16 protein-coding genes, 1 pseudogene and 1 CRISPR repeat array are annotated in these 21,140 nt (G+C 54.1%); of the genes and pseudogenes, 8 read left to right on the top strand and 9 right to left on the bottom strand.

Going from position 1 to position 21,140, the window contains the following annotated elements:
• Window positions 1-180: 180 nt before the first annotated feature.
• From HY282_14600 to cas3, 8 genes are all read right to left on the bottom strand, one after another.
• Window positions 181-1,842, bottom strand: coding sequence for a hypothetical protein (locus HY282_14600; GenBank protein MBI3804981.1), 1,662 nt, complete (start codon window positions 1,840-1,842; stop codon window positions 181-183).
• 23 nt (window positions 1,843-1,865) lie between these two features.
• Window positions 1,866-2,066 carry a DUF2283 domain-containing protein gene (locus HY282_14595; GenBank protein MBI3804980.1) on the bottom strand — a complete coding sequence of 67 codons (201 nt, stop codon included), beginning with the start codon at window positions 2,064-2,066 and terminating at the stop codon, window positions 1,866-1,868.
• Between the two features lie 212 nt (window positions 2,067-2,278).
• Window positions 2,279-4,517: direct repeats of the CRISPR family, unit length 36 nt; unit sequence GCTTCAATGAGGCCACAGATTTTACTCTGTGGAAAG.
• Between the two features lie 208 nt (window positions 4,518-4,725).
• Window positions 4,726-5,016, bottom strand: a complete 291-nt coding sequence (cas2, locus tag HY282_14590) for a CRISPR-associated endonuclease Cas2 (GenBank protein ID MBI3804979.1) — start codon at window positions 5,014-5,016, stop codon at window positions 4,726-4,728.
• A gap of 33 nt (window positions 5,017-5,049) precedes the next feature.
• Window positions 5,050-6,690 (bottom strand): CRISPR-associated endonuclease Cas1, encoded by a 1,641-nt coding sequence (gene cas1 / locus HY282_14585; GenBank protein ID MBI3804978.1) that lies wholly within the window; start codon window positions 6,688-6,690, stop codon window positions 5,050-5,052.
• Window positions 6,691-6,795: 105 nt separating this feature from the next.
• Window positions 6,796-8,346 (bottom strand): type I-U CRISPR-associated protein Cas5/Cas6, encoded by a 1,551-nt coding sequence (gene cas5u6u, locus HY282_14580; protein MBI3804977.1) that lies wholly within the window; start codon window positions 8,344-8,346, stop codon window positions 6,796-6,798.
• The gene (cas7u, locus tag HY282_14575; GenBank protein ID MBI3804976.1) at window positions 8,343-9,308 is read right to left on the bottom strand and encodes a type I-U CRISPR-associated protein Cas7; all 966 of its coding nucleotides are present in this window, start codon (window positions 9,306-9,308) and stop codon (window positions 8,343-8,345) included. Before cas7u ends, cas5u6u begins: the two co-directional genes overlap by 4 nt.
• 36 nt (window positions 9,309-9,344) lie before the next feature.
• Window positions 9,345-11,411, bottom strand: coding sequence for a type I-U CRISPR-associated protein Csx17 (gene csx17, locus HY282_14570; protein MBI3804975.1), 2,067 nt, complete (start codon window positions 11,409-11,411; stop codon window positions 9,345-9,347).
• The gene (cas3, locus tag HY282_14565) at window positions 11,408-13,804 is read right to left on the bottom strand and encodes a CRISPR-associated helicase Cas3' (GenBank protein MBI3804974.1); all 2,397 of its coding nucleotides are present in this window, start codon (window positions 13,802-13,804) and stop codon (window positions 11,408-11,410) included. The genes csx17 and cas3 overlap by 4 nt, the downstream gene beginning before the upstream one ends.
• 723 nt (window positions 13,805-14,527) lie before the next feature.
• Here cas3 and HY282_14560 point away from each other — a divergent pair.
• Window positions 14,528-14,809, top strand: a complete 282-nt coding sequence (locus HY282_14560) for a type II toxin-antitoxin system Phd/YefM family antitoxin (GenBank protein ID MBI3804973.1) — start codon at window positions 14,528-14,530, stop codon at window positions 14,807-14,809.
• On the top strand, window positions 14,799-15,173 hold the full coding sequence (locus HY282_14555; GenBank protein MBI3804972.1) for a type II toxin-antitoxin system RelE/ParE family toxin: 375 nt from the start codon (window positions 14,799-14,801) through the stop codon (window positions 15,171-15,173). Before HY282_14560 ends, HY282_14555 begins: the two co-directional genes overlap by 11 nt.
• Here HY282_14555 and HY282_14550 read toward each other — a convergent pair.
• Entirely contained in the window at window positions 15,124-16,170 is a 1,047-nt protein-coding gene (locus tag HY282_14550) for a YafY family transcriptional regulator (protein ID MBI3804971.1), read from the bottom strand. The genes HY282_14555 and HY282_14550 overlap by 50 nt on opposite strands.
• A gap of 228 nt (window positions 16,171-16,398) precedes the next feature.
• On the opposite strand from HY282_14550, the gene HY282_14545 reads away from it, so the two are divergent.
• From HY282_14545 to HY282_14520, 6 genes and pseudogenes are all read left to right on the top strand, one after another.
• Window positions 16,399-16,629 (top strand): AbrB/MazE/SpoVT family DNA-binding domain-containing protein, encoded by a 231-nt coding sequence (locus HY282_14545; GenBank protein MBI3804970.1) that lies wholly within the window; start codon window positions 16,399-16,401, stop codon window positions 16,627-16,629.
• The gene (locus HY282_14540) at window positions 16,626-17,009 is read left to right on the top strand and encodes a type II toxin-antitoxin system death-on-curing family toxin (GenBank protein MBI3804969.1); all 384 of its coding nucleotides are present in this window, start codon (window positions 16,626-16,628) and stop codon (window positions 17,007-17,009) included. The genes HY282_14545 and HY282_14540 overlap by 4 nt, the downstream gene beginning before the upstream one ends.
• A 158-nt stretch (window positions 17,010-17,167) precedes the next feature.
• Window positions 17,168-18,657 (top strand): annotated as a pseudogene (locus HY282_14535) (DUF853 family protein).
• Window positions 18,658-18,715: 58 nt separating this feature from the next.
• Window positions 18,716-19,177 carry a hypothetical protein gene (locus HY282_14530; protein MBI3804968.1) on the top strand — a complete coding sequence of 154 codons (462 nt, stop codon included), beginning with the start codon at window positions 18,716-18,718 and terminating at the stop codon, window positions 19,175-19,177.
• Between the two features lie 137 nt (window positions 19,178-19,314).
• Entirely contained in the window at window positions 19,315-20,175 is an 861-nt protein-coding gene (locus HY282_14525; GenBank protein ID MBI3804967.1) for a hypothetical protein, read from the top strand.
• 80 nt (window positions 20,176-20,255) lie between these two features.
• A complete protein-coding gene (locus HY282_14520) occupies window positions 20,256-20,570 on the top strand; it encodes an antibiotic biosynthesis monooxygenase (GenBank protein MBI3804966.1) in 315 nt (104 codons plus the stop codon).
• Window positions 20,571-21,140 lie beyond the last annotated feature (570 nt).

Raw genomic sequence — 21,140 nt, 5'->3', positions numbered from 1 at the left:
GGACATCATCGGGAAAATTGATTTTAGCTTAGCAAAATGACCGGAAAAGATCAATCTTTTCGGAGAGACTTTCTGCGCTTCGGGGTAAGAGATCTCATTTTGGGATGGTCCTCCCGCTCGCGCTTCGAGGGTCCATCGTTTCGAGGGTCATAAGTAACGATAAGAAGCGTTCGGCCGGTTTCAGGAGAGCCGGGCCTTCCGGGCCGCCGCCTGAATATATTTCCGCGCCATCGGGGAGAGGTCGTTCGGACGGATCGCCACCTCGATGAGGACAAAGGAGGGGAGCTTCTCCGCTTTTAAGAGGGTCTCTTTCAATTCAGCCGCTGTTTTTACCTGAAACCCGACCCCGCCCCAGAGCCGGGCGAGCTCGGCATACGGCCAGTCGGGGATCGCGAGGAGGGTCTCCCGCTCGGCGATCGGCCGGAAGATCCCCCATCCTTTATTGTTGAGCAGGAGCACAATCGGGTTGAGCCGGTAGCGGGGCGCGTGCGAGATCTCCGGGCCGGTCATCTGAAAGGCGCCGTCGCCGCAGAGAATCAAGGGACGCAGTCCGGTTCCGATCTGCGCCCCCAGGCCGCCGGGGACGGCGAATCCCATTGAGGCGTAATACCCCTGCGCCAAATAGACGCTGCTCCCGACCTTGAGGTCGATCCCGGCGAAGAGCGAGTCGCCCGACTCGGTGATCGCCATGAAGTTCTTTCGCGCTTTCAGGAAGTCGTTGACCTCGTGCAGCACCTCCGCCATCTCAATCGCCGGGTCGGCGCGCTCCGGACCCGTTCGGCGCGTCCGCTTCGGCAGGTTGTCGTAGTAGCGGACCTTTTCTTTGCGGCGGGGAAAGGAGGCGTCGCGCAGTGCTTTGATGAAGTCATTGATTCGAACATCGGTATAGGTGTGGAAGCTGATGTCGACCCGGCTCTCCACCGCCCAGATCGATTTCTCCCGGGGGATCTCCGGCGGCCGGCTTCCGAGATCGATATCGGTCAGCAGCGTTCCGAGGTTTAAGACCAGATCGGCTTGCGCCACCCGTTTTCGAATGGCGGGGTGGCTGAGCGGGCCGACATAGATTCCCATCGCCAGCGGATGGTCCATCGGGAAGGCCCCCTTTGCCAGCACGTTCGTCAACACCGGCGCGCCGATCGCCTCGGCCAGCCGGACCATTTCGTTCGTCAGGCCGAACCGTTTGACCTCGATTCCGACGATCAGGACCGGCCGCTTTGCCCGCCGCAGCCGCTCCACCGTCTCGCGCGCCGCTTCGACCTTCTTCCGTTTGTCGGAGGGAATGTCGATGAAGCGGCCATCCCACTCCAGGATCCTTTTCGGGACCGGAATCATCAGATCGACCAGATCGCGGTGAATCTCCAGATAGCCCGGCCGGCGCGCCCGTAGGATCGTCTGGATGACCTCATCGATCTCTTCGGCGGCCCGGTTCGGATCTTGGATGATCCGTGCGGCGCAGGTGAGCTCTTTGTAGATGTGGAGCTGGGATTCGATCTCTTTGACTTGATGGTGGATGAGGACGCCGAGCTTTCGCTCTTCCTCCCCCGGCCCGCCGGAGATCACCAGGATCGGCACCTTCTCGGAGAAGGAGCCGGCGACCGGGTTGACCATGTTGAGCCCGCCGGCGCCATAGGTGACGCAGAGGACGCCCAGCTTGCCGGTGCTTCGCGCATAACCGTCGGCGGCGAAGCCAACCCCCGGCTCGTGCGAGAAGGTGATCACCTTCAGCCCGCGCGGTTTCCCGAACTGAAGGAAAAGCTTGATCACCAGGTCTCCGGGAATGCCGAAGAGGTGATCGACGCCGATTTTCTTGAGATAGGCGATCAGGTAATCGCCGAGCTTCATTTGCGGCCGCATGTCGTTATGTTTTAAAGGGCAACTTCAAGCGGTTTGTTCCGGAGTTTGCTAATCTTTAATACAGAGAACCCCAAGACATTTCCTTCTTGGTCGACTTTTTCCATGACCTGATCGCTTTCCGTTTCCCTAAAATAGCCTTCCTTCTGGTCAAAGGTGACTTCCAGATAGTCTCCCTCCGAGTCATACCAGAGTTTTACGACTTTTTTGGCCATATGACCTCTCCTTTTTTAATGCTGTCCGTCTAAATGCGGGTACTTTTTGGATACGACTTTGAAGTGGGAAACAGATCATCGCCGAAGTTTATCTGTGGCTGCATCGTTTTTAACGATACCCAAAGTGGGTTGGAAAGGCAAGGGAAGAACATAGATTTTACTTTGTGGAAAGGTTTCTCGGCGCCCTGGAGATCCACCAGGGCAGTATAGCTGCTTCAATGAGGCCGAAGATTTTACTCTTCGGAAAGCAGATAGAGTCCAAACTCCTGAGCCTTTCGTATCATGGTTTTAATGAGGCCACAGATTTTACTCTGTGGAAAGCCCCGGCCGATGTGACCGGGTTCTTTGTCGATCAGGTGCTTCAATGAGGCCACAGATTTTACTCTGTGGAAAGCAAACCCCCGATCGGGGTGATCGACGTCGTCCCCTGGGTGCTTCAATGAGGCCACAGATTTTACTCTGTGGAAAGCTTGTTCCGATACTTCTCGGAACGTTGCATGGCGACTGCTTCAATGAGGCCACAGATTTTACTCTGTGGAAAGCGGTTGGGGGGTTTGGGGCGACGGAATCGAAAGAAAAGCTTCAATGAGGCCACAGATTTTACTCTGTGGAAAGCCAGATGATCCGGTTATCGCAGACGTACCGATAGAGGCTTCAATGAGGCCACAGATTTTACTCTGTGGAAAGTCAGGTGAAGGCGGCCTTAGAAGCTTATTGTAATCCTGCTTCAATGAGGCCACAGATTTTACTCTGTGGAAAGGTAATGTGCGCATCCACGACCAATCCCCCATCCAACACGCTTCAATGAGGCCACAGATTTTACTCTGTGGAAAGTTAGCGGTCTGGATGGCTTGGACCTCGTCCGGAGAAGCTTCAATGAGGCCACAGATTTTACTCTGTGGAAAGAAGATGGGGGGTTCGATGCAAGGTATCGATGATCAGGGCTTCAATGAGGCCACAGATTTTACTCTGTGGAAAGTAAAGCGCATCTTCAGATTCAGATTCAGAAAAAGGAAGCTTCAATGAGGCCACAGATTTTACTCTGTGGAAAGCAACCTCTCTTGGGGAAAAACGTCTGCTCGTTATAATGCTTCAATGAGGCCACAGATTTTACTCTGTGGAAAGCGACCCTCTGGGTGCTCTCGAATGCGCGTTTGACGGCGCTTCAATGAGGCCACAGATTTTACTCTGTGGAAAGAAGGGCCTCTTACAACATAAACGGAGAAGAGAGGCAGCTTCAATGAGGCCACAGATTTTACTCTGTGGAAAGAGATCAAGGCGTCGCTGTTTAGCCGCACCGAAATGAAGCTTCAATGAGGCCACAGATTTTACTCTGTGGAAAGAAATTATGTTCATTGCAATCTCAAAACGACTGAGAAAAGCTTCAATGAGGCCACAGATTTTACTCTGTGGAAAGCGAGTTCCAGCAGCACAGACAAAAACGAAGTGATTGGCTTCAATGAGGCCACAGATTTTACTCTGTGGAAAGCTGACGATCGACCAGGCCGCAAGGCCGATAAAAAGGTCATGCTTCAATGAGGCCACAGATTTTACTCTGTGGAAAGAATCAGGAAGAGCGGCGTCCCCGGGTTGAGTGAGACCCGCTTCAATGAGGCCACAGATTTTACTCTGTGGAAAGTTAGGTCAATATGTATTGCTTGGAGGTTCCCTTAATGGCTTCAATGAGGCCACAGATTTTACTCTGTGGAAAGCCAGGAAGCCAATTTCCTAGAGTGCATAATGTTAATGCGCTTCAATGAGGCCACAGATTTTACTCTGTGGAAAGTGTTGGAAAAAGATTGAAGAACCTAAAGAGGAAGAAGCTTCAATGAGGCCACAGATTTTACTCTGTGGAAAGAGATTGTCTCAGTTCGTAAGCCAGGTTTTGCAAATCCAGCTTCAATGAGGCCACAGATTTTACTCTGTGGAAAGCAAACCGACTGGATCTATGACGGACCTGCGGGTGGGTCTGCTTCAATGAGGCCACAGATTTTACTCTGTGGAAAGCTGATTCCTTCCCCGTTGAATCGAGCGTCGTTAACGAGCTTCAATGAGGCCACAGATTTTACTCTGTGGAAAGACAGGAACTACTAGGAGGTGTCAATAAAATGAGCAAAAGCTTCAATGAGGCCACAGATTTTACTCTGTGGAAAGGAACTTCGGCACATCAAGGTCGATCCTGTGGGAGAGAAGCTTCAATGAGGCCACAGATTTTACTCTGTGGAAAGGGTCAGCCCATCCCACCATGCAATAATTACTAGCGTAAGCTTCAATGAGGCCACAGATTTTACTCTGTGGAAAGTGATTCGCGTGAGTCGCTGTCAAAACCTGGCCGACCGAGCTTCAATGAGGCCACAGATTTTACTCTGTGGAAAGCCTCGTACGATCTCACCGACCCCCTCGCCGACAACCTCGGCTTCAATGAGGCCACAGATTTTACTCTGTGGAAAGGGCGCCCCTGCTAAGTTGGTGATTAGCCGTTTCTTTCGGGCGCCAAAACGAGTGGTTCGACTTACAATATGTCATGTGTTTGAATTTCAATTTTTTGTGTCTCCTTTTAGCCACTAAAGTGCTGATATTTTAACTGCATAGCAACTTGCGAGCGCTCCTCCAGGCGGCCGCGTCACCGAACCGCTCGCGCGCGGTAGGCAAAAAAAAATCAAACCACTACGGTTGCGCGCTTTGCCAGCTTGGCGGGAAGACCGAGGGTCTGAATCGATTTGATCGGGCAGCTTTCCGTCGGCCCCAGGTTGAAGATAAGGACTTGATCTTCCTCCGCGTTGATAATCAGGGTCAGGATATCCTGCATCCGGATCAGATCGATCGCCGGAAGATCGCATTGGAAAACCGAAAGCTGAAGATGTTTTCCAAACCCCTTCATGGTCTTGAAAACACGGCGAAGCCGTTTCGGATTCGCGATGTCGTAGGTCACGATATAAACATGCCGCATTGGGAACCGCTCCTGGTTTAAGTCATCCCGGGATCACCGCGTCACGAACGCCGGATAGTCGGGGATCTCTCCCATGAGATGGCGTCCCAGCAGGCGGGCCTGGACTTCGAAAACCCGCCGGTAGCTGATCCGGTATCCAAAGACGGGGTGGGTGATCTCGCTGCTCATCCGCCGCTCGTACGTCTGAATGAAACGGCTCCTCCCTTCCGCGGTCAGGCTGACGGCGCCCATCTGCTTGATGAAATCGTTCGCGGTAATTTCACCGTTGTTGATCGCCGTGATCACCGCCGAATCGCCGATGATCGGCCGGAACTCCTCCATCAGATCGAGCGCCAGCGCCGGGCGGCCGTATCGAGGCTGATGATAGAACCCCAGATAAGGATCGAGACCGACTGTCTGCAGCACTACGGCCCATTCCCGCGCCAGCATCGCATAGGCGAGCGAGAGAAGCGCGTTGATCGGATCGCGCGGCGGCCTTCGGTTGCGGCCGTTGAAGTCGAATTCCGGAAAAAGGGGATCGGCCAACTTTAGCATCCCATCGAAGCATTCGAAATAGCGCCGCGCCGACATCCCTTCCACCCCCAAAAGCTGTTCGAGGCTGTCGGCTTTTCCGGCCTGCTCGATGTCCCATTTCATCTGCTGCAGCGGCTGATCCAGCGGAAGCTCGTGATTGCGGCGGAGAAGGGTCCGGCAGTTGGCGATCTTCGCCTGGACGAACCGGCGCGCAAGTAATAGACACCTGGACCGATCTTCGGCCGCCCGGAACTGGTGGCGCCGCAGGTCGATGTTCTTGTGGTTCATCCCATGGGTGAACCCATAAAACCAGCCACCCGAGGAGAGATAGGTGAGCGGAATGCCCCGGCGGCAGAGCTCCTGAACCACCGGCGTGCTGATGTGGACCCCTCCGAAGAGAGCGACCTGGGAGATCTCTCCCAAACGGGCTTCGGTGAGGAGCGCATCGCCATCTAAGATCGCCAGGACCTCGCCCCGTTTCGCCACCTTCGCGCCCGGATGCTGGACATGGAGCGGCAAGGTGTCGTCCGACGCCGGAAAGAGCGGCCGTGGCTCCGGAAGGCCGGCGGCGTTCGCCCTGAGAAACCGCACCTCATCCGGAAGGCAGATGCCGACCAGCGAGCAACGGACACATTTGGGACTCTCCTCCAACGGCGGCGGGATCTCTCCTGAAACGACCGCCCGCCGCATCTGTGCGATCCGCTCCAGCGTGAGGGCGATCAGCTCGTCGTCAAAAGCGATCGTCACCCGCTCGCGCGAGCCGACGAAATAAATCACCCCTTCGGCGCATTCGTATCCTTGCTCCCGGAGAAGCAACCCCTGAGCGCAAAGCTGTACTAACTCCGGCTCCCACGCCCCCCTCGCCACATGCGGCCGTTTGCTTTTTTTGTAATCGACCGGCGTCACGCGGGCGCCTTCGCCCTCAACAAGATCGATCTTGGCCGTAAGCCCCATCCGCTCGCTGGAGAGCGACACCGACCGGGCGTGGAGAACGACTTTTTCTTCTTCGCCTTCCGATTCTTTTTTCGCCGGCCGCTTCGCACTCTGATCCACCCGCCGATGGCGATACCGCCCCTCCACCGTATCGGCGCTGTCGGCGAATTCCCCCTGGACCCATTCGAGGTATCCCAAACGGGGACAATAGGTAAACTCGTTCAACATCCGAACGGGGAGGAGCGGTAAGTCCACAGGCGCATCTGTTGCGTTGGTGTTCATAAAACCTCCTTTCAGTTGTCAAAGAGCGGGTGGAATAGTTGGCAAAAATGACTATTCTTTTATTGCGGTGAACTGTCCCAAGCCGAAGTGGCATCCATAGCCCAAGGCGATAGGGCCGGAGACGTCAACGGGGAATTCAATTCTAAACCCATACCCGCGTGAGTCTGCAACCTGGCCCCCACCTTTTGTTCGGATTCTCTTGAATTCGAGCCAGCGGATCTTTTTGCCTGAAGCAATCGTAGAATCTAGCCGGTCAATTTTAATGGGTTCTGGCAATCCTCGGCGAGTCAGTTCTAGCCGCAGTTGGATTTCTGGGGAATCTTTTCCATTCTTTTTTGGATGGCGTGTCAGCATATAGGGGGTAGTGGAAACCCATACTTTTGATCGAGCCAATTGAGGGGTTTGGCCGCTCCGGCCATCAAATCCTCCATAATTTTCCGGATGACCAAGGGATAATAAAACAGTGTAGACGGGATAACCCCCTCTACTCCGCAATTCTCGAACTTGGTTTAAAGCAATCCGGGCACTATCATCGAATCGTTTTTCTGCATAAACTGTAATGTGATCCAGTTTTCCATCTCGGTCCTCATCAGACGGCAGATAAAAAGCATGTGAATGCTTATCTTCCGAAGGACTTCCCTCGACTGTCTTGCCGGAAAAAATTGACATGTTATAAAGAGAATCCTCCATCTCACTCGTTCTTTTTATCAGTGTCTGTCGCATCAGTTCTCCGATAAAAAGGCTGTCAGTCAATCGAGGAAGAACAGGACCGGCGAGGGCATACCTGGCCACGGTAGGGTAGGATTCTTCTTTTTTCATCATAGGCCTCCGTTGGTAAACAATCTGAAATGCATTGTCCGGGCGGGCGTAATCGACCCATCTGCTTCCCGGAGGGAATGACCAGCCTTGTTTTTGCAAGTCGCTTGTTTCAGCGTGAAGCGCATCCCATAGATTGGTTGGGGCAGAAAGTAGGTCTTTTTTACTTCTGGTCTTTTTTTTGGTAGCGAGTTCCGGGCCAACGGGTTGAATGCTGAAATGAGTCAACCAGACTGAATACTCCTCTGGTGTCAGTGCAGCCATGGTTCGAACCCGCTCTCCTTCTACTTTCTCGCCGTTTTCAATCTGCTTGCAATTCGAGACGCCGTCCCACTTGTCTGAGGCCTCGATGCTGACCCAGCTTTCTGCGCGGCCGAGATAACCGAGACCGGAGGTTAATCGTTGAAGGCGGAGTAACTGATCCTGTTCCAGTGTGACAGAGGGCCAGATCACTGAAAGCGGATCATCGGGCAGGATTGAAATAAAGGCATCAAAGATTTTCGTTTTGTCCCGGCCAAGCGGGTCTCTTTGCGGCATGAAGTGCCGCGTGTGCCCCAGTGTGGCTTTTGGAAGATGAAACAGAGGAAGTGCCGTTAAGTTTTCAACAATGTCGCGAACGGCAGGTTCGGGAATATCGGGTGAAAACTTTCGATGCCAGGCGGCAATGAGCCCTCTCAAAATCCGCCAGGGAGACGGCGGCCACTCGATCGCTCCCTCATTAACATGCCGACCCCATGGGGTCGCGTGATATCGGCCGGCTGTGAACCGGATATTTAAGGTGATCATCCCTTGCCCCCTGTATAAGAGACGGTCGTGACCGCCGGACTCGCAAACTTCCCCTCACCGGCGACCGCCTGGATGAGAGGAGGCAATGCCGCTTCCAGAGCCTGTAAAGAGGGGATCTCGAAATTCTCCGGACGTTTTACTGTGGTCTTGACGACTTCCAGATCACAAGCCGTTCTGAGGCGCAATCCTTCTTTTAAAAATTTCTGGATCTTAAATAAGGCAACGGCGACCAATAACTGCTCTGCATTTTCTCCTAAGCCATATCCTCGGATTTGAGCAAGATCGAGGTTGAAAAAAGCGGTGATCTCCTTTGCGGTAAACTCATTTCTATGAAAAGGGACATGGCCGAATCCTTTCTTTGTATCACCCTGTGGATTGACCCGGTCCATCTTGACCCCCCCGCTTGCAGCGACGGCCACCTCTTTTGCTTCGATAAAGGCCGATAGGCTTCTGGCCAAGCGAAGTCTTCCTCCCGCAAGTTCACTCTTTGCTAAGAAGACGCCGTGCAACAGGGCATTCACATCATATTTCATTAGAATAGCGGCCAAAAGCTTGAGATCGACCGGTTTTCCTTCGAATACTCCTAATTCTCCTTTAAGCTTGTTGAAAAAGGTTTTATCGGTGCCCTCCAGAATGTAAGGTGAATTCAACCGGTGAGACTCCAATAAAGAGTTCGTAATCACTTTCCCGTTTTCTTTGACCACAATATATGGGAGCCCTTTAAGCGTATCGGTCAGATCGCTGGTTGCTTCCTCCCAGCAGATGTTTTCCAACCGATTCGCCATGCTCTGTGCGGATTCCACCAAGAGCATCGATGTATCATTGTGCAGGGTGAATGTCGCCGCACCCAGATCGGGAAAGCCCGTTGGTTGAAAGCGGGTTCCCTGGATTGGCTGAAGTTCGGCTTCGATAAGGAGGCGAGGTGTGTCTTGAAGAGGCTTAAGATCCAATTTTGAGGCCATGATGTTCTCCTTTCATGTGAGTAAGAATATTAAGTTCTATCTTTGTGCCGGCTCGGACACTTTTAAAACGCGTTTAACCAGGTGGTAAATATCTGATCTGGAAATTGGAAAGATCAATGCTGCTGCAATGCGTTGAGTTTTTTTGTTTGGCTCTCTAATAAGGTCTACGAAGGGATGAAACCCGCTGCCTGTTAGACGTTGGGCTGCCAGCTTTGAGGCTGCGGCTGCATCCCCTGAAGCTGCTCTCGTCAGAATCGCTGTATTGAGCGGAATCGGTGTATCTTTTAAAGGCTCATGCAGACATGTCAATTTCAGGAGATCATAGAGCATGGGCGTAAAACTGCCCTCAATGCGATGACTGGCTGCGGTTGTGATTTTTGGCCAGTCAATGAGAGAGAGTCCCCATAGAAGTTTCTCAAGGCGTGAATCATCGATATCAACAGAAATAAAGGCCGCAATTTCTCCCAGGCCCGCTCGGTATTTCCCATCCAGGGACTCAGCATCCAAACATCGCCGAAGTAGAGCGGCCGTAAGATTATTAACGAGCGATCCATCTCTCCAGACCACATGCGGAGGATTCTTCTGATCAAGCCAACTTACTTTTCCAGGTCGGACTTCGACCGGTTCTAAATTCTTCCGGATTTCCATTGAGGCCAGCGCTAAAGCGAGGTGAAATTCGGCTTTTTCTTTCCCATTGTCTAATGTTTCAATCCACTCTTCGGAAAGAAGAATCGGTTTGGCAAACGCTTCTTCTCGAAATCGAGGTGATCCTGCCAAGGCCCTCTCTGCCTGCCCCAGTGCGATCACGATCTCCGTCATTTGGGATGGCCCTCCGGGTTTGCAGAAATTCATGATCGCTTCTTCGACGGCGCGAAATGTTCGTTTTATCCGTTCGGGGGCGATGTTTCCCATCGCTTTATGCCTGAACGAATCGATCCAGGACCCGACCTGATCCAGCAAATTTGCCTTAGGACGGGCTTTGGCCCTCCAACGCCCCAGAGGGGTTGCAAAATAAGCGAGACCGTTTCTCTCCTGAAAGCCGTAGCGAAGAAATTCATTGATGCCGCGATCCGTTCCCAGCATTGCCAATGCCTGGGCGAAGTCGACACTGTTTTTAGCAGGACGCTTTCCCGCTTGCGCCCTTCCCTCAGAAAAAAGGGTCATCACTTCAGAGAGCAATGAAGGTGATTCCCATAAAGGAATCCAGAGTTCACCGCGGGAACTTTCATCTGCCGTGCTGGCAGTGCCATATCCCACGCCGGCCGCTCGTGTGCTGAAGGGATAACCCAACTCTACGGTGGTGCCGGCCCGAAGACGCTTTGTTGCCGCAGCGGCAAAGAGCAACGCACCTTCGATCATGAGAATGAAATCCCAAGGGTTGATCAGCGATTTTGAGGAAAAACCTACTGACGAATTTGCCCCTCCCGCTGCGCCCGGATAAAATTGCCCAATCGGCTTGTCAGCTAAAAGCTTCTGTACAGGCTCGTTGAAAAGAGCGCCGGAGAGCCATGACCGGGAAAAAGCGGTCGGCGCACCTGTTCCGATATCAAAAATGTCGATCAATCGCTGCATGAAATTATTCGTGAATTCTAACCTTCCATCATTGCCTCCGGTTCCGAGGAGAGGTGGATATTTCGCTTCAGATTCCGTCAAGATATACGCCGCATCTAGCCAGGCGACTGCTTTATCCGGGAAATGATTTCGGCATTGACGTAAAAGCAGTTGTTTTTGCTCACCACTCGATTTTTCGGACAACCCAAGTGACTCAATTAAGTTTTGAGCGATAGAAATCGTCTGCCGGTAATCGGTGAATCGTTGAGCCGGAGAAATACAAAGAGCATCGATCCCTTCTTTTTTATCTTTCGGATAGAATCCGCTTCCTCCATTCCAGGGGGCGACGATGGGTGTTGGCCGGTAATCTTGTAAGAAAAACTGTTCCAGTTTTTCTCGATCAAGGCTCGATCGGAGAATAAACTCATCTTGTTTCCATCCCCCCCGGACATTCGGGTCAGCCTGTTCACCTAAGAGCCGTAATACCCCGAGGGCCTTAAGATAGTTGGCCAGCGGTTCCGGCCTACATCCGGAAAGTATCAGATCATTCATTTGGTCTCCTCTTCCTTCCGGGTACCCCTCCAATCGGCCACACGGACGAGGGTTTCCATCCAGGCTAATCTAAAAGGCCCGTATTCATCCCGCAATTTCAGTGTTCGCTCCAACCAGCTGGCCCCATGCGGGCCCTCACCCATTCCCATATAGGCAAGGGTGAGAATCAATTGCTGACTCTGAATTTTATCTCCCAGATCGACCGCCGGAAGGTCATCTCCTTCCCAGACGCCGCGCGCGAAGGGCCTCCCATCACCAGATGGTATTTCACCAGGAAGGGAGCGGATCGAAAGACGTACCTTGCCGTGGTGGGCTGCTGCAAGGTACGCGGCCAGGTCGGATTCCTTGTGTTGCAAAAGTGCCAAAGCCGAGGCAAGTTCATGGCGGAAATGGGGGCGGGAATATTTGCCTCCTTTGTGCGCTGACTTTGCCCAGGGGGGCTGGCCTCCCCGTAGGTCGTCGCTTTGGAGAGGGGATGGCAGCATCTCTTGAAATACTTTATGAGCCTTGCCGATATCGTGCCATCGAGCCGCTTTCGAAAGATCGTCCCACGGAACGTCAGGCAGAGAACTGAAAAATATTTTTCTGAGAGCGATCAGTGCCTCAGCGACATCTTTTGCGTGGTCTGTTAGTGTGACGTAACGACTTATAAAAGTGGGGCGGTCCTCGTCATAAGCGTCCAGTGAAGGGGCGTTTAGAAGAGATGGAAGCGCTGAGACCAGGTCGGTTCCGTCTCCAGTCCAGCCGAGCTCTTCCGAATACCCGCCGGCAGAGACATCCAGGAGAATGGTAAGGCCGGGCCAGATAGATCTATCAGTGACAGGAATCCACTCTCGATCCAAACCATTCCATCGATAGGCAGGCTTCTTCTTTTTTAGAAAAATTCTGAAACTTTTAATCGAAACGGAGCAGAGTTCTTCGTCTCGAGGTTCCGAATTGATATCAACGGGTGTTCGCCAATAAATCTGAACATCATTGTTCTCGGTCTCACGAATGTAACGGGATACGTCAATATCATTGCCTGCCAGATCGGGGGTGGTGTCAAAAAGTTCGATCAAATCTTTCTTCCGGAGCACATAGGCGGGCGGAGCCGGGAAAGGATCGCTGAATCCGGACACTGCTTGAGGTCCCCCATCCGTTAACTGCGTCAGTTGTTTTCTAGCCCAGTCCAGCGGAGGGGTCTCATAGGGTTGAGCCGCCTCTTTATTTGGCTCATTTTCACCGTTTTTGTTGACGACCAGCGTTTCGAGATCTATCCAAAAGATGCGGGCGGGATGATCTTCGTTGTATTCTCCGTATCGATTGCACCTTCCAAACCGCTGAACAAGTGATGACCAGGGGGCCAGTTCCGTAAAGAGCGTTTGAGCGGAGAGATCGATGCCTGCCTCAATGGCCTGAGTAGCCACAATGATACGGCCTTGTGGAGGGCTTTCTTTTAGACGTGCTTGAATCTTTTTCCGTTCGGCGGAGCGGAAACGGGAATGAATGAGAAGTAGGTCTGGCGGTTGAGAGGCGCTTCGCAAGAGTTCCTGTAGCTCTTTTAATACTTCCTGAGCACGATTGACACGATTTACGATGACCAGACTGAACGACCCCGTTTTGTGTTTCTGGACCACTTCTTTTGCTAAAGTCTCCGCATAGTCATCTTCTGCTTCCGCGCGCCACACAGTCTGCGCCTTTGTCAGAGTTTTTCTGGCATTTATGCGTTTAGATACTTCTTGATGCTGCTTATCTTGATCATTCAACGAGAGTGTTTGAAGACGGGCGGCCTGTTCCAGAAAGTCGATCGTGGCAAGTCCTTCTTTTTTCAGTGTGGCGGACATCCAGAGCGAATGAACTGCTCCATAGGTTCCGAGCTTTTCTCGAAACGCCTGAAGCTGAGCGGTTGTCGGAAGTCCCGCTCCCATCAGCTGCACTTCATCAAAGATCCAAAGACAATCGTTGTTGAGAAGGGAAAAATGCATTGGCCATCGGTAACGGCTCATTGCATAGCCCCGGTTTAATGCGCGCGATAACAACTGATCTTGAGTGCCGATCAGGATTGCATCCGCTTCGGGATGAGCGTCCCAGTCGATATCGATTTCACCGCCCATTAGAAGATGGACCGAAATTTTCCCGTCGCCGGGGCTACCCAACATGTTTAATTTGCTCAACCAACCCTTTGCGTTCTCATAGGTTTGTTCAACCAATACACGCATGGGTAAGCAATAGATGAGGCGGCGAGGTGTGGCATTTTGGATTGCTCTATCCGGATGAAACCTCCGCCTCCATAACCATCCTAAGATAGTCGTTGCCGTTTTCCCCAAGCCTGTCGGTATATCGACCAATTGAGGCAGGGTATCATCCATTGCGAAGCGGGCTTGATATGGATACGGTTCATTCTCCTTATTCATAACACCCTGAAACCAATTTATGAATTCCAGATGGCGTTTATTCACTTAGCGTCCTCTCAGCTATAACTCTTGTTATGAAATACAATGGGGCCGCGGCAGGTGCCGCGGATAAGGTTTTTGGAGTCTCATGATGCTTCAAAAGACATTGCTTCAACAGGGCCTGCTCAGTGAACATGGAGCTATCGGCACCCCACATTTGTTTTGTAGGGTGCCGATGCAGGATCTCCCACTCCAGCGATACCCTTTAGAGTGTCACGGGAGAGATATAGCATGTGCTTACATGAAGAATCAACATTTTTCTCATTAAACTACAAAATACATTAAAGTATTACTTATCTTTTGAGATTATCTAAGCTCCATTTACGTCTTTTCACTTCGATACCGAGCTGGTCCGCCATTTCATCCCTAGAGTGGGACAATTCATGTCATGTTGCTTGAAGAGGGGCCGGGGAGGGGAAACGATGTCGTTCAGAACATGGAATCTCCGAATCGCTACCTTTCCACGGCTCTACCCCGTTTTGTTGGAGACTATGCCTGGCCAATTTAAAAGACTTGCAACAAGAATCGGGACAGGGTCACCGCCAAAACCGGTATTCTCCTTAACTTTATAAGCGTGATCCTACTACACCGTTGTGACACCGGTGGTCACAAATTTGCTCTCCTTTGTTGACAGAATTCTGTACACAATTTATACTCGGGCTTGCCACCAAAACGGAGGCCCTCATGCCCATCTCACCCAAAGACATCATTCCCCTCACCAAAGCCCGCGCCAAGCTCACCGAGCTCTGCGAGGAGGTCTGCAGCGAGGGGAGCGAGAAGATCATCACCAAGAACGGCGAAAGCTGCGCCGCCCTCATCGATGCCGAGCGGCTCGACCATTACCATCGCTTGGAGCGGGAGCACATTCATCTCACTCTTCTGGAAGAGGCAATTCGGGGAGTCGAAGAAGCCGAAAGTGGGAAAACGGTTTCGCTGAAGAAAATAAAATCCCGCTATGGCCGGTAAACTCCGGACGCCGGTCTTTTCCGAAAACTTCATCCGAAACCTCGATGCCATCCAATCCTTTCTGAAACCGCAAGGAGGCCGCGCCTTCGACGACCTTCTCGATCGGCTGGTCGATGAGATCGTCCCGATGCTTCGCCGTTACCCCCAGCCGGGCCGGCTGTTTTTATCTCACCCGATTCACTCCCGCGAGGGGCAACTCCTCCTTCGCAAGCTGAAAGCCAAAATGAAGAAAGGAGACGACCTTCGGGAATTTGTGTCGGAGGAATCTCTGATCCTTTATCTCCTGCGGGGAACCCGGATTATTTTTCTTTCCATCAAGCATCATCGGCAGCTCTCTTTCGACCTGCGCCGCTTTTGGTCTTGATCGGGCGCCGGCTTTTTCCCGTCTGATATTTCCCCGCGATCCGCCATGCCTCATTCTCCACCATCCGTCTCAATCTCACCGGCGCAATGACCTCCACTTGCGCCCCAAACCCCATCACCCATTGCATCAACTCCGGCGTAATCGCGACCCGAAGCTCCAATTGAATCCTCCCGCTCCGAAGCGACGTGATCTTCTGGCTCTGATGCCATTTCCGTTCTCTTACCCAGAAGGCGGCCTTCTTTTCAAAGAGGAGGGATACCGTCTCCGCCTCGCCACGATAAACCCCGAAGGCATTCTTGAAATAGTCGTCGGTGGAAAAATAAAAGGGGATCTGAAACGGCCGGTTGGTCATCTGGATCGACGTGATCCGGTCGATCACAAAGGTGCGGGTATCTTTTCGTTCATGACAGTAGCCGATGAGGTAAAGCGTTCCGCCATAATGCCAGAGACGATAAGGGTTGACGGCGCGCGTTGCCGCGCGGCCGGTCCGCAGCGGCGTATAGCGGATCTCGATCGTTTTTCCAGATTCGATCGCCTGTTGGATTGGGTCGATCCGAGCGCGGTGGGTTTTGTAGATCTTGTAGGGAGGGATCCCGATTTGGATCGTCTGTTGGAGCAGTGCGAGGTAGTCTTTGCTTTTCGGAGGAAGGTTGGCTTTGATTTTTTGGGTGAGACTTTGAATCGCGTCGGTGATGAAGGTCCCTTCGAGGGGGGCCATCATTTGCATCCCGCACTGGAGCGCATAGAGCTCCGTGGCGGTGAGCGGGAGGGGGGCGCACCGATAGGCGTCGTCGAGCTTCCAAACCGTCTTGCCGTTCTCCCGCTCGGAGTAGATCGGAAACCCGACCAGCCCCAGGACATCGAGATCCCGCCGGAGCGTCCGCTCATGGCAGGTCTCGGAGAGGGCGTCGGCGATATGCCGAAGCGTCACCCTTCCGTTCGACTCCAGCAGCTTGAGGATGGTCCATTGTCGGATCGGCTGGTCGGCGCGCGGCATGCGGCTCTCACCCAGGGGAAGAAAACCAATGGAGAGAGATTAGCGAAAAGAATAAAAAAAGGCAAATGGAAACGCTCTTGCTTGAAGTATTGGACGCGAGGGCGCCTCTCGTCAGGCAAGAAGGATCTTCTCTTTTGCTCCAGGCGGTCTTCAGCCTTTGTCTTGACCTCCTAAAAACAAGGTTATACAATGGAGATACATTGAGTCACCCTTACTTGGAGGTTGATGATGATCAAACGTTTAACCAAACATGGCAACAGCTTGGCGCTGGTGATCGACCGGCCGGTGCTGGATCTGCTGGAAATCGATGCCGATACCCCGCTCTCCATTACGACCGATGGAAAGTGTCTCATTATCGCACCGGTGAGGGATGAAAAGAAGCAGAAGGCATTTCGAGAGGCGGTGGCGGAAGGGAAACGAAAATATGGCAAGATGCTGAAGCGGCTTGCAGACAAATGAAAGAAATTCTTTTTCTCACCGTAGATCAGGTCATTGAAGTTCATGCCGATTTGATCGAGGAGTTTGGAGGTTCTCACGGTATCCGAGACCTCGGGTTGCTTCAATCCGCCATTGCCATGCCGCAGGCCGGTTTTGGAGATGAATACCTCCATTCCAATCTTTTTGAAATGGCAGCGGCCTATCTTTTCCATCTCGTTCAGAATCATCCTTTCATCGATGGAAACAAGCGGACCGCTGCGCTCTCTGCCTTTACATTTTTGAAATTGAATGGACACGCGCTTAAAGCGGATGAGTTCTCGTTTGAGGGGATTATTTTAGATGTGGCTCAAGGTAAAATCGGCAAAGCCGCCGTGGCCGAATTTTTTAGAAAGAACGTCTGATCGTTTCCACATTCCGCATCGCCTGGACCGTCGATCCTTTCGCTTCTAACTAAAAAGATCCCAAGCGCTTCTCTGAAAAACCACTTGACTCCTTTTTCCAAATTCATAATGATGGGGGCGTTGGACGCTTTTATGATTCAGGAGGGATAGAGGAAGAGATGGCGGAGCCGATTTTGATTGCGAAGGATAAAAAAGAGCTGACGCTTCTGCCGAAGATGGCGAACCGGCATGGATTGATCGCCGGGGCGACGGGGACCGGGAAGTCGGTCACCCTTCAATCGCTGGCGGAGCGATTCAGCCGGATCGGCGTGCCGGTTTTCCTCGCCGATGTGAAAGGGGACCTCTCCGGAATGAGCCAGGCCGGAAAAGAGAATCCGAAGGTCACGGAGCGGGTGAAACAGCTCCGCTTGACCGACTTTTCCCCCGCCGCGACACCGGTGGCTTTCTGGGATGTCTTCGGCGAGCAGGGCCATCCGCTCCGGACCACCGTCTCGGAGATGGGGCCGCTTCTCTTCAGCCGGCTCTTGAATCTCAACGAGACGCAGAGCGGGGTGCTGGCGCTCGTCTTCAAAATTGCCGACGACAACGGCCTGCTCCTCCTCGATCTCAAAGACCTCCGCGCCATGCTCCAGTATGTCGGCGACAATGCAAAAACCTTCTCGACGCAATATGGGAATATCTCCGCCGCAAGCATCGGGGCGATTCAACGCGGCCTGGTCGCGCTGGAGCAGCAAGGGGGCGAGCCGTTCTTCGGCGAGCCGGCGCTGAACCTCGACGATCTGATTCAGACCGACGAGAAGGGTCAGGGGATCGTGAACATTCTGGCGGCCGATCGGTTGATGCAGTCGCCGAAGGTCTATGCGACCTTGTTGCTTTGGCTGTTGTCCGAGCTCTTCGAGCGCCTCCCGGAGATCGGCGACCCCGTGCAGCCGAAGCTCGTCTTCTTTTTTGACGAAGCGCATCTTTTGTTTAGCGACGCGCCGCCGGTCTTGTTGGAAAAGATCGAGCAGGTGGTCCGGCTGGTCCGCTCGAAAGGGGTCGGCATTTATTTCGTCACCCAAAATCCGCTCGACCTTCCCGATCCGGTCCTCGGTCAGTTGGGAAATCGGATCCAGCATGCGCTCCGCGCCTTTACCCCGCGCGATCAGAAGGCGGTCAAAGTGGCGGCGACGACCTTCCGGAGCAACCCGAAGGTGAACGTCGAGAAGGCGATCACCGAGCTCGCGGTCGGAGAAGCCCTCGTCTCCCTCCTCGATGACCAAGGCCAGCCCGGGATTGTCGAGCGGGCATGGATCGTCCCGCCGCAGGGCCAGATCGGCGCGATCACGCCGGAGCAGCGTCGGCGGTCGATCGCGCAATCGGTGATTTATGGTCACTATGAAAAGGGGATCGATCGGGAGTCGGCTTATGAGAAATTAAAATCGCGCGCCGAGCAGACGGCCTCGGCCGCCCCTCGGTCGAGCAGGGGGGATCGTGGACCGACCTGCTGACCGGCGCGGCCGGTCCGAAGGGCCGCTCCCGGGAAGGGATCGTCGAGTCGATGGCGAAGAGTGCGGCGCGGGCGATCGGAAGCCAGATCGGCCGCCAGATTATCCGGGGTGTTTTGGGATCGATTTTGGGGGACGACACCCGGCGTCGAAGAAGGTAGTTCAAAGGAAAAGAGCAGCTCTGTGTGAAGCCCGTTTTCAATCTGAAAGGAGCGAGAGATGGATCCGATTTCAATCATTGTGACCGCGCTGGCGACCGGCGCGGCGGCGGGGCTCAAGCCGACGGCGGCGAAGGTGATTCAGGATGCCTATGAAGGGATCAAGGGGCTGATTCTGCGCAAATATGGGGAGACGAGCGTCCCCCTGCTGGAGAAAGACCCCGCCTCGGTATCGCGACGGGGGGTGGTGAAAGAGGAGCTGGAGCGCGCCGAGGCGGGGAGCGATCCGGAGCTGCTCACCCAGGCGAAGGTGCTCCTCGATGCCGTTCAGCAGCATGCGCCGGAAGCGGCGGAGAAGATCGGCGTCGACTTAGAAGAGATCAAAGGGGCCTCGCTCCGGATCAGCGACATCCTCGCCTCCGGCACCGGGGTCAAGGTGCGAAAGGCGGAGCTCACCGGAGACATCGAGATCAAAGGGGTCCGGGCCGGCGGCGGCTCCGAAAACCCCTCGAAGCGGCAGTAGGAAAAACGCCGGGAGCTGCTGCCGCGGAATCCCGCTCGGCCGTCGACCTCGAAGGGGTCTCGGCGCGCGATGTCGATATCCATGTCGGGTCGCGGAATTATCTCATCCTTCGGGGGGTCGAGCCGTATCGCGATTTTTTGAATGACCCTTCCCGGCCGTGGGACCTCTCGTTCCACGGCGTCGAAGAGATCAGCACCCTCCGCAAAAAACTCCTTCACATCGAAGCGCTGAAAGATCCGAGCTTCATCACCGTCCGCGGCACCCTCTATCCCTGCGCCCTTCTCTCCTCCGGCTGGTGGGAGCGGGAGTCGCGGGCGATCTCCTCCGAGCTGGAGTGGAAAGACCGCCTCCAAAAGTGGCTCTTCATCGGCTTCGACCTCTGGGGACCCTCCTGGGATTTTTCATGGGATTTCGACACCCAGACCGGCGGGAGCCGCTCTCACTTTATCGCCCAGATCGGAGAGGGGGACGAGGCGAACTCCCTCCCGGTGATCATCCCGTGCGAGAAGGCGAAGAAACTCCGGGAGAAATTCAAAGAGGGGTGGGGCGGGGTGGAGGTGAATGTCCGGGGACTGCTCGGCCACCGGCATCAGTTCGCGAAGGAGCCGGGGCCGCTCGGTCTGGTCGGAGGACTCCTCGACTATTGTCTCTGGTTAAACGAAGAAGATAAAGAGCACAAGATCACCCTCCTTGCCGATAAGACGGAGATCTACTCGGGATACCTCTGGAAGTGCATGGTCCCGAAGAAATGGTTCGAGGCGAACAAATCTCTCTGTCTCAGCGATGTTTATTTTCTCTGGGAGCATACCAACTTTACCGAGAAAGATGCTATCCGCTACAACCTCGACAGCCTGGCGCGAAAAGAGGAGTATGTCCGGTCGCTTCAGGGAGAGTTGATCCTTCTGCAGAAGTCGTCGTCGCTCGTCCCGGGGGAGCCGCTCTGGTCGACGGAGGAATTCTATGGCCTGCTGACCCGAAAGAAGGGGGAAGAGATTTAAATCGTCGGAGTGCTGAAGCGCCGCCCTGTCCCCCCCGGCCGTTCCATCGGGGAAAGGACGAGCGGTGAGGAGGAAATAAGATGGTCGTCATTGTGTTTCGTTCTCGTTTGAAAGAGGGGGTGGAGCCGGAGATCGCGAAGGTGGGGATGCGGATGTATGCGCTCGCTTCCGCGATGCCGGGCTTCCGCTCTTATAAAGACTTCGTGGCGGAAGATGGCGAGAATGTCTCGATCGTGGAGTTTGAATCGATTGAGGATGTCGATGCGTGGCGGGAGCACCCGGAGCATCGGGAGGCGCAGCGGCGGGGGCGGAGCGAGTTTTTCTCGGAGTATCGGATTCAGGTCTGTACGCCGCTTCGGGAGCGGACGATGGGGGTGGATTCCAACCTGCGTTAATAAAGGGCGTTGGAAAGGGGCGCTGCTCAAAAGTCTCAACTGCGGAAGTTCGTGGGGTTTTACCCCACCCCCCACCGTGGGGGCCGACTGCCCGGCCCCCTTCGGCTTCCCCGTGCAGCGGTGGGGCTTCCCCCCCTGCTCCCCCCCACGGCCGAACTCGGCGCGACCGCACAAAGAGGTGCGGACTGCGCCTCAGACATGCGCCCTGAGAAGGTAGATGGAACGATTCATTTATAGCGGTGGCGCACTGCGTCCTCGCTCCACCCATCCCCCAGTGGGGCCCTTACGCTCCGACACAGCGTGCCACCGAGGAGATAAATCTAGAGCCAGTAATCTTCTGAATCAACAAAAAGATCGTAAGCGACTGCGCGGCAAGGGCGCACTCCGCCCCCCCACTCTGCTGCGTTTTATATCAGACGTTCTATCGACCAAATCAGGTCACCTGTCGAAGTACCATCCGCGGTGCTCTTCCGCGCGTGGTACAAGTTGTGACCGTAAGGGGGGAGCGGGGGGGATCTCCCCCCGGCTGCACGGGGAGGCCGGAGGGGGCCGGGCAGTCGGCCCCCACGG

It is taken from the genome of Candidatus Manganitrophaceae bacterium, assembly GCA_016200325.1.
Taxonomy (GTDB): Bacteria; Nitrospirota; Nitrospiria; order SBBL01; family Manganitrophaceae; genus Manganitrophus.
Note: the sequence above shows the minus strand (reverse complement) of the source record. Positions and strands in the feature narration are given on the sequence as shown.

Bases quoted from the DNA above. Each gene is read 5' to 3' on its own strand.
- HY282_14600 (MBI3804981.1), bottom strand. From the start codon at position 1,842: ATGAAGCTCGGCGATTACCTGATCGCCTATCTCAAGAAAATCGGCGTC.
- HY282_14595 (MBI3804980.1), bottom strand. From the start codon at position 2,066: ATGGCCAAAAAAGTCGTAAAACTCTGGTATGACTCGGAGGGAGACTAT.
- cas2 (MBI3804979.1), bottom strand. From the start codon at position 5,016: ATGCGGCATGTTTATATCGTGACCTACGACATCGCGAATCCGAAACGG.
- cas1 (MBI3804978.1), bottom strand. From the start codon at position 6,690: ATGTTGAACGAGTTTACCTATTGTCCCCGTTTGGGATACCTCGAATGG.
- cas5u6u (MBI3804977.1), bottom strand. From the start codon at position 8,346: ATGATCACCTTAAATATCCGGTTCACAGCCGGCCGATATCACGCGACC.
- cas7u (MBI3804976.1), bottom strand. From the start codon at position 9,308: ATGGCCTCAAAATTGGATCTTAAGCCTCTTCAAGACACACCTCGCCTC.
- csx17 (MBI3804975.1), bottom strand. From the start codon at position 11,411: ATGAATGATCTGATACTTTCCGGATGTAGGCCGGAACCGCTGGCCAAC.
- cas3 (MBI3804974.1), bottom strand. From the start codon at position 13,804: ATGAATAAGGAGAATGAACCGTATCCATATCAAGCCCGCTTCGCAATG.
- HY282_14560 (MBI3804973.1), top strand. From the start codon at position 14,528: ATGCCCATCTCACCCAAAGACATCATTCCCCTCACCAAAGCCCGCGCC.
- HY282_14555 (MBI3804972.1), top strand. From the start codon at position 14,799: ATGGCCGGTAAACTCCGGACGCCGGTCTTTTCCGAAAACTTCATCCGA.
- HY282_14550 (MBI3804971.1), bottom strand. From the start codon at position 16,170: ATGCCGCGCGCCGACCAGCCGATCCGACAATGGACCATCCTCAAGCTG.
- HY282_14545 (MBI3804970.1), top strand. From the start codon at position 16,399: ATGATCAAACGTTTAACCAAACATGGCAACAGCTTGGCGCTGGTGATC.
- HY282_14540 (MBI3804969.1), top strand. From the start codon at position 16,626: ATGAAAGAAATTCTTTTTCTCACCGTAGATCAGGTCATTGAAGTTCAT.
- HY282_14530 (MBI3804968.1), top strand. From the start codon at position 18,716: ATGGATCCGATTTCAATCATTGTGACCGCGCTGGCGACCGGCGCGGCG.
- HY282_14520 (MBI3804966.1), top strand. From the start codon at position 20,256: ATGGTCGTCATTGTGTTTCGTTCTCGTTTGAAAGAGGGGGTGGAGCCG.